This is a genomic window from Prescottella equi, assembly GCF_020171745.1.
GTDB classification, from domain to species: Bacteria; Actinomycetota; Actinomycetes; order Mycobacteriales; family Mycobacteriaceae; genus Prescottella; species Prescottella equi_A.
Window position 1 is genome coordinate 1 of the sequence record NZ_JAIVAH010000001.1, and the last position, 5,669, is coordinate 5,669.

The 5,669-nt window shown below is 68.3% G+C and carries 5 protein-coding genes and 1 pseudogene; 1 reads left to right on the top strand and 5 read right to left on the bottom strand.

The features are described 5' to 3' along the window. Nucleotides 1-119: pseudogene (locus tag LCL87_RS00005) on the top strand (pyridoxal 5'-phosphate synthase lyase subunit PdxS); the annotation flags it as partial. A 77-nt stretch (nucleotides 120-196) separates the two neighbouring features. Here LCL87_RS00005 and LCL87_RS00010 read toward each other — a convergent pair. From LCL87_RS00010 to LCL87_RS00030, 5 genes are all read right to left on the bottom strand, one after another. Next, on the bottom strand, nucleotides 197-1,657 hold the full coding sequence (locus LCL87_RS00010) for an alpha-L-fucosidase (protein WP_237691545.1): 1,461 nt from the start codon (nucleotides 1,655-1,657) through the stop codon (nucleotides 197-199). 53 nt (nucleotides 1,658-1,710) lie between these two features. Continuing rightward, nucleotides 1,711-3,360: an NERD domain-containing protein/DEAD/DEAH box helicase gene (locus LCL87_RS00015; RefSeq protein ID WP_225015265.1), complete on the bottom strand. Its 1,650-nt coding sequence runs from the start codon at nucleotides 3,358-3,360 to the stop codon at nucleotides 1,711-1,713. 75 nt (nucleotides 3,361-3,435) lie between these two features. Then, a complete protein-coding gene (locus LCL87_RS00020; protein ID WP_225015267.1) occupies nucleotides 3,436-3,936 on the bottom strand; it encodes a DUF7700 domain-containing protein in 501 nt (166 codons plus the stop codon). A gap of 153 nt (nucleotides 3,937-4,089) precedes the next feature. Then, nucleotides 4,090-5,262 (bottom strand): hypothetical protein, encoded by a 1,173-nt coding sequence (locus LCL87_RS00025; protein ID WP_225015269.1) that lies wholly within the window; start codon nucleotides 5,260-5,262, stop codon nucleotides 4,090-4,092. 59 nt (nucleotides 5,263-5,321) lie between these two features. Next, nucleotides 5,322-5,522, bottom strand: coding sequence for a hypothetical protein (locus LCL87_RS00030; RefSeq protein WP_225015271.1), 201 nt, complete (start codon nucleotides 5,520-5,522; stop codon nucleotides 5,322-5,324). Nucleotides 5,523-5,669: the final 147 nt, after the last annotated feature.

Sequence of the window (5,669 nt, forward strand, 5' to 3'; positions counted from 1 at the left end):
CCTTCCACGACGACCCCGACGTCCTGGCCAAGGTCTCCCGCGGCCTGGGCGAGGCCATGGTCGGCATCAACGTCGACGAGATCCCGCAGCCCCACCGCCTCGCCGAGCGCGGCTGGTGATGTAGACCGGCTCGCGGGCGCTGCGCACCCCCGACACGCAGCGCCCGCGGCCTTCCCCCTCCTGACCGAGCATCCAGTCAGCCCGCCGCGCCTGCCAATCGCAGCACGTGCGTGGCCGATACCGGGAGCTCCGGGGGAAGTTCGACGGAGAATCGGCCGTCGAGCGTGGAGAAGTCCAATGCGACGACGGGGTCACCGAGCAACTCGACACCGCGCACCCCACGCAGGTCGACGCCACGCAACGTGAAACGCCGGGTTCCGGGTAGGTCCAGCAGGAACACGAACACGTCGGATCCCTTGCGGGTGTACCGAACCTGCGTGCCCTCCGATGTCGTACCGGCTGCGGTCGTCCACGGCCGACTCCCGATCACCGCGTCGCGGTTGATCGCCATCCACTCCCCCAGTCCTCGCAGCGGGGCCTGCTGTTCCTCCGGCACCGTTCCATCGGCGGCGGGGCCGATTCCGATCAGCAGGTTGCCGTTCTTGCTGACGATGTCGACGAACGAGCGGATCAGTTCGGTGGCGGTGACGATGTCCTCGGGGCGTTCGTTCCGGTTGGCGGCGAACGAATGACCGACGCCGCGAGTGGATTCCCATTTCTCGTCGACGACGGTATCGAACTGGGCATACTCCGGTGTCTTGAAGTCGTAGTGCTCGGATCCGGGGAAGGCGAGTTCCTTCCTGTCGTCGGGCACGAAGCGCCAGAACCGCTGCGCAAGCTCACCCGCGCCACGCAGCAACAACTCGGAAGTCCTGTCCCGCTTCACGTCCTGCTCGGCCCACCGGTCGTTGACCACGCCGTCCTCGACGGTGTTGTAGTAGTACGCGAACAACCCAGCCAGGTTGCCGCCGGACGGCCAGCAGATGTCGTTCCACAGCACCGAGGGGCCGTAGCGGTCGATCAGCTCACGCACGTGTGCGGTGGCGTACTCGCGATAGTCGTCGCCCGGAGGGACCGCCAGTGCGAGATCCGCCGGGCTGTCCATCAGCGCATCGTTGTAGGGCCAGTCGTATCCGCCCGAGTAGTACAGGCCCATGCGCATGCCCCGCGCCCGAACCGCATCGGTCAGATCGCCGACCAGATCCCGTTTCGCGTGATAGGCGCCCTTGCGCGGGTGCACCAGATCGGAGGGCCACAGCGTGAACCCGTCGTGGTGCTTGGTGGTGAGAACGACGTAGCCGGCGCCGGTCTGCGCACACAACGATGCGAGCGCGTCCAGGTCCGCCGCCGACGACTCCCGATCGAACTGCTCGACGAATTTATCGTACGGACAGTCGATTCCGTAGGTCTGCGCGTGATGGCGCTGGGTAGGGCTGCCATCGATGCGCATCGTGTTGAGGTACCACTCCGCGTAAGGGTTGTTCCGCAGCATCCCTCGTGGCCCGCGCTCGCGCAGCAACTGCTGGATGTCGTCGACCTGCGGCGCCCAGGCCGGCACGGAGTACAGGCCCCAATGCACAAAGATCCCCAGTTTGGCGTCGTCGTACCAGCCCGGAAGTGCTCGCCCGGACACCGATTCCCAGGTTGCGTCGAACATCGTCATCTCTCCTCGAATTCGTCGATCGTGCCGTTCGCCCCGAGGGACGGCGATCAGATACCCAGTCGCCGAGCCAGTTCGGAACCCCCGACGCGCGTGATCAGATCGGGGTCGCCGCACACGACCAACTGGTCACGGGCCCGGGATAGCCCCACGTACAGCCGCTCTCTCGAACGCTCCTGCACCACAGCCTCGTTCACCGCCAGCACGACGGCGCGGCGCTCCAGCCCCTTGAAGCCGAGAACGTGCCCGTAGAAGACCTGGTCGGAGTCCCAGAAGCTCTTCCAGTACTCCTCGCTGCCCTGCTGCTGCCGCGACACCTGTTCTGGATGCCTGCTCCCGGTGGTCAGCAGGGCCACGTCCTCCGGGCGCCACCCCTCGTCCATCAGCGCGTCGATCTGGTCGTCGGCGACCCCGACGGCATCGGCGGACGAGCACGGCACGAACCGCACCTCCGGACCGTCGCCCCCGAGAAGCTTCATCCGCTGTCCCACCAGCGACGTGAACGATCCCGCGATCTGCCGGGTGTTGCGCAGGTTCTGGTCGAGCACCAGCGGAACGAGTTGCACCGGGGGCACACCCTGCCGGTCGAACACTCGCTGGCCCTCGTCGCTGAACACGAACATGCCACCGCCGTCCTCATCACTGAGCGCAGCGAGCAACGGTTCCCACCATGCGTCCGCGAAGTCCTGCGCCTCGTCGACCACGACGGCGTCGAACCGCTGCTCCGGGGGAAGCTCCGCAGCGAGCGCCGCCATGTGCCGGGGCAATTCGTTCTCCCAGAATCGCACGGTGTCGTCGTTGCGGATGCTCTCGTCCGGGCCGTCGGGCGCACCCCACAGTTGGCCCAGAGCGTGGAACTCTCCGACATAGGCCGGACGGTGCTTGCGCGGCCACGTCGCGGTGAGCCGTTCGAGATACGACGCGAGGCCGTGCGAGTAGCAGATCAGCGCGACCCGCTCCCCCGACTTCGCGAGCCGCCGCGCCTGCTCCACCGCGAGGAACGTCTTGCCGCTGCCGGCACCGCCCCGCACCTCGACGCGGCGGAGCAACCGGATCGCGTCGAGGATCACGGCCTGCTGGGCGGTGAGCGCGTCCGCGGCGTCCTCGTTGGCGATCGCTCGTGCCACGACGTCTCGCTGCGGAAGCCCCCTCCCCGACAACGCATCCGCGAGACTGTCGATGCCGGCGGCGGTGAGCTCGGGACGCTCGAGCAGTTGACCCGCAACGACCTTCCTGATCCTCTCGCCGATACGGTCCAGGTCGGTGCGGTCGACGACCTTCCACCGCGGGCAGTCCGACACGGCGAAGTCCTGCGAGATCTCGGTGTTCGGGAAGACCACCATGTGATCCCACCGGAGCCGGCCGTGACTCCAGCGCGGATCCGCCTCGACGAACCTGCGCAGCGCGTAACACGATTCCCGCACCTGGCGGACCGGGTGGATCGCCCTGGGCCCCTTGCGTTGCTGCTGGATCCAGTCGGTGCCGTCGTGCGAGATCAGTCCGCCCTTGACCTCGAGACACACGATGCCGCCGCCCTCCATCGCGACGACGAAGTCGACCTCGTGATCCTTCTGATGATCGGTCACGCGCTGATTGGCGACCACCAGATCACCGGGACCGAGCTGCGCGGTCAGCGCGGCCCACACCGCCGCCTCGGCGGGGTTTTCGAGCCTGGGGTTTTCGGGGATCTGTATCGGCACCCGACCAGCTTGGCATGCAAACTGCGCCAAACGGACAGCGGCACACCGGCGGTCGAACACCGGTCTCGATCGCTGTCAGCGGGACAACAGTCGCTCCACCTCGGCGATCGCGGGTTCGAGGTCCGTGGTCCGCACCGCGTCCGCGAGGTCGGCCAGGCCCAGGAACCCGAGCATGTGCGGCAGCCGCGACCGCAGCCGGCCGAGGGTCCAGGCCCGGGGATCGCCCTCCGCGAACTGGTCGAACCGGACCACCACGTTCTCCTGGTCCGCCTGCCGGATGTAGTGGTAGTGCGGTTCGTTGTCGAAGCAGTCGAACCGGAGGTGCTCGGTCCGGTCCGCGGCGCTGAGCACGTGGACGCAGGCGCCCTCGTCGTCGATGCCGCTGTCGTACGTCGCATCGGGACGTCCGCGCTCGAGGGCGTTGGCGTTGATCGCCTCGTCGCTGAGCCATCGGGATTCGACGACGAAGACCAGCGGGCCGGCCGGCACGTCCACGCAGTGCGCGGGATCCATCGGGATCGGCATCACGTCGAAGGTGCGGCCGAGTCGGTACGCCTCGATTCCGCTGGGGTTCATAGCGACTCCGTTCGCTGACGACGCTGTCGGACCGTCCTCGGCGGAGGACGCGAACGCGATCCTAACTTGCAAAAGTTTGCAAGGATGGCCGATGCGGATGGTTCTCCCGCTGTGCGGGACGCTCGACGGATCAGCGGGGCCGCCGACGGTCGACTACGACTCGCCGCGCGCCGTGAGTTCGGCGATGTCGCCGCCCAGCGCCGCGCGATAGGTGCCCATCAGCTCCTCGACACCGCCGAACTGGTCCCCCACGTGGTGGGTGTTGTCGGCGGACAGTTCCCGGTTGCCGGAGCGGGCGATGAGCTCGTCGATCCTCGTGTCGAGGCTCGTGGTCCAGCGCATCGATTCCATCGCCCGCAGGTGGGATTCGACCTGGTCGAGAAGGTCCCCGATCCGGGCCAGGGCCGCGACCCGGACGACGAGCTGATCCCACACCGGGGCCAGCGCGTCCCGGCGGGACTGGACGTGCTCGCGGGCCTCCGGGCTGGACAGGACGGCACCGTCGAGTTCGCCGACGATGCCGTGCAGTGCCACGGTGTCGACCGCGATCTGGGTGAGTTCCTCCGCGAGATCCAGCTGCGCGCGCTGGATCGCGAAGTGCTCGGAATGCCAGACGTGCGCCCCCTCGATCCGGTCGTAGAGCGTGCCGGCGAGGAACAGCAGCGTGTCGTAGCGGTCGGCGAACCGGTCGTCGTCGGGTTCGACGGCGCGCTCCAGCGCCTCGGACGCGCGTCGGCCCACGTCCTCCGCTCGCGTGTGTGCGGACATCCGGGCCACACGCTCGGCGGTCGACTCGAGCATCGCGTTGCGCAGTTCGTGCAGTTGCCGCCGGTGGACCGGCAGCGGCGCTGGCGTCCGCTGCAGCGCCGCGAACAGCGCGTCACGCTGGGCCGGATCCAGATGCAGCCCGTCGCGGCGTTCACGACGGATGGCGCGGACGCCACCGCCGTAGTGGGCCGCAGACATCGTCACCGCCGATCGCAGACCCGCCAGGCGTTTCCCCAGCTCCGCGGCCCGATAGCGATACGCCAACTGGACCGGACCAGGGCGCAGAGCAGCGGCCTTGGCAGCGACCCTCGCGTACTCGTCCGACACCAGGCGCAGTCCACCGAATCCGCCGATCGAGGGAATCGTCCGCCCCGCACGGCGACGCGCCCCGAGGATCTCGCGCGTGGGCGCATCGACGCGGGCCGCCGCGATCAGCACGGCCGCCGCGTCGGACAGTTGTGGATGGTGGCCGTCGAGTCGCGCACGCTCGCACGAGTAGCGCACGTGCTCGTCGATCCGAGCCCGACGCTCGGCCGCGGACGATTCAGGTGCGGGCATGATGCCTCCTCGAAGAGGTTTCCGCCCACCACTGTTCCAGAAACCGCGCTCCGGCGCGGTCAGCCGACCAGGGAGCGGCGCGACTCGAGGCGTCCGTGCGACTCCGCGCGGACGCGCAGGAGCAGCAGGCCCGACACCGACGCGACGATGAGCGCGGCGACAGTGGTGTACACGTGCAACTCGGCCAGCCCGACCCCGGCCGAGACCAGCCCGGCCAGGAACAGACTCACCAGAACGAATTTGACTGCAGCAGACTCCATGACAACTCCCTCACACGTTCCTGTCGCGTGATTTCGGCTCAGGTGTTCGGATAACGGCAGCTACGCGGCACTTCACGTCCAGCACTTCACGTCAGACGCGAACGGTAGCCCCGTCGGTCGCTCCCTCCGCGGGAGCGACACGACGGG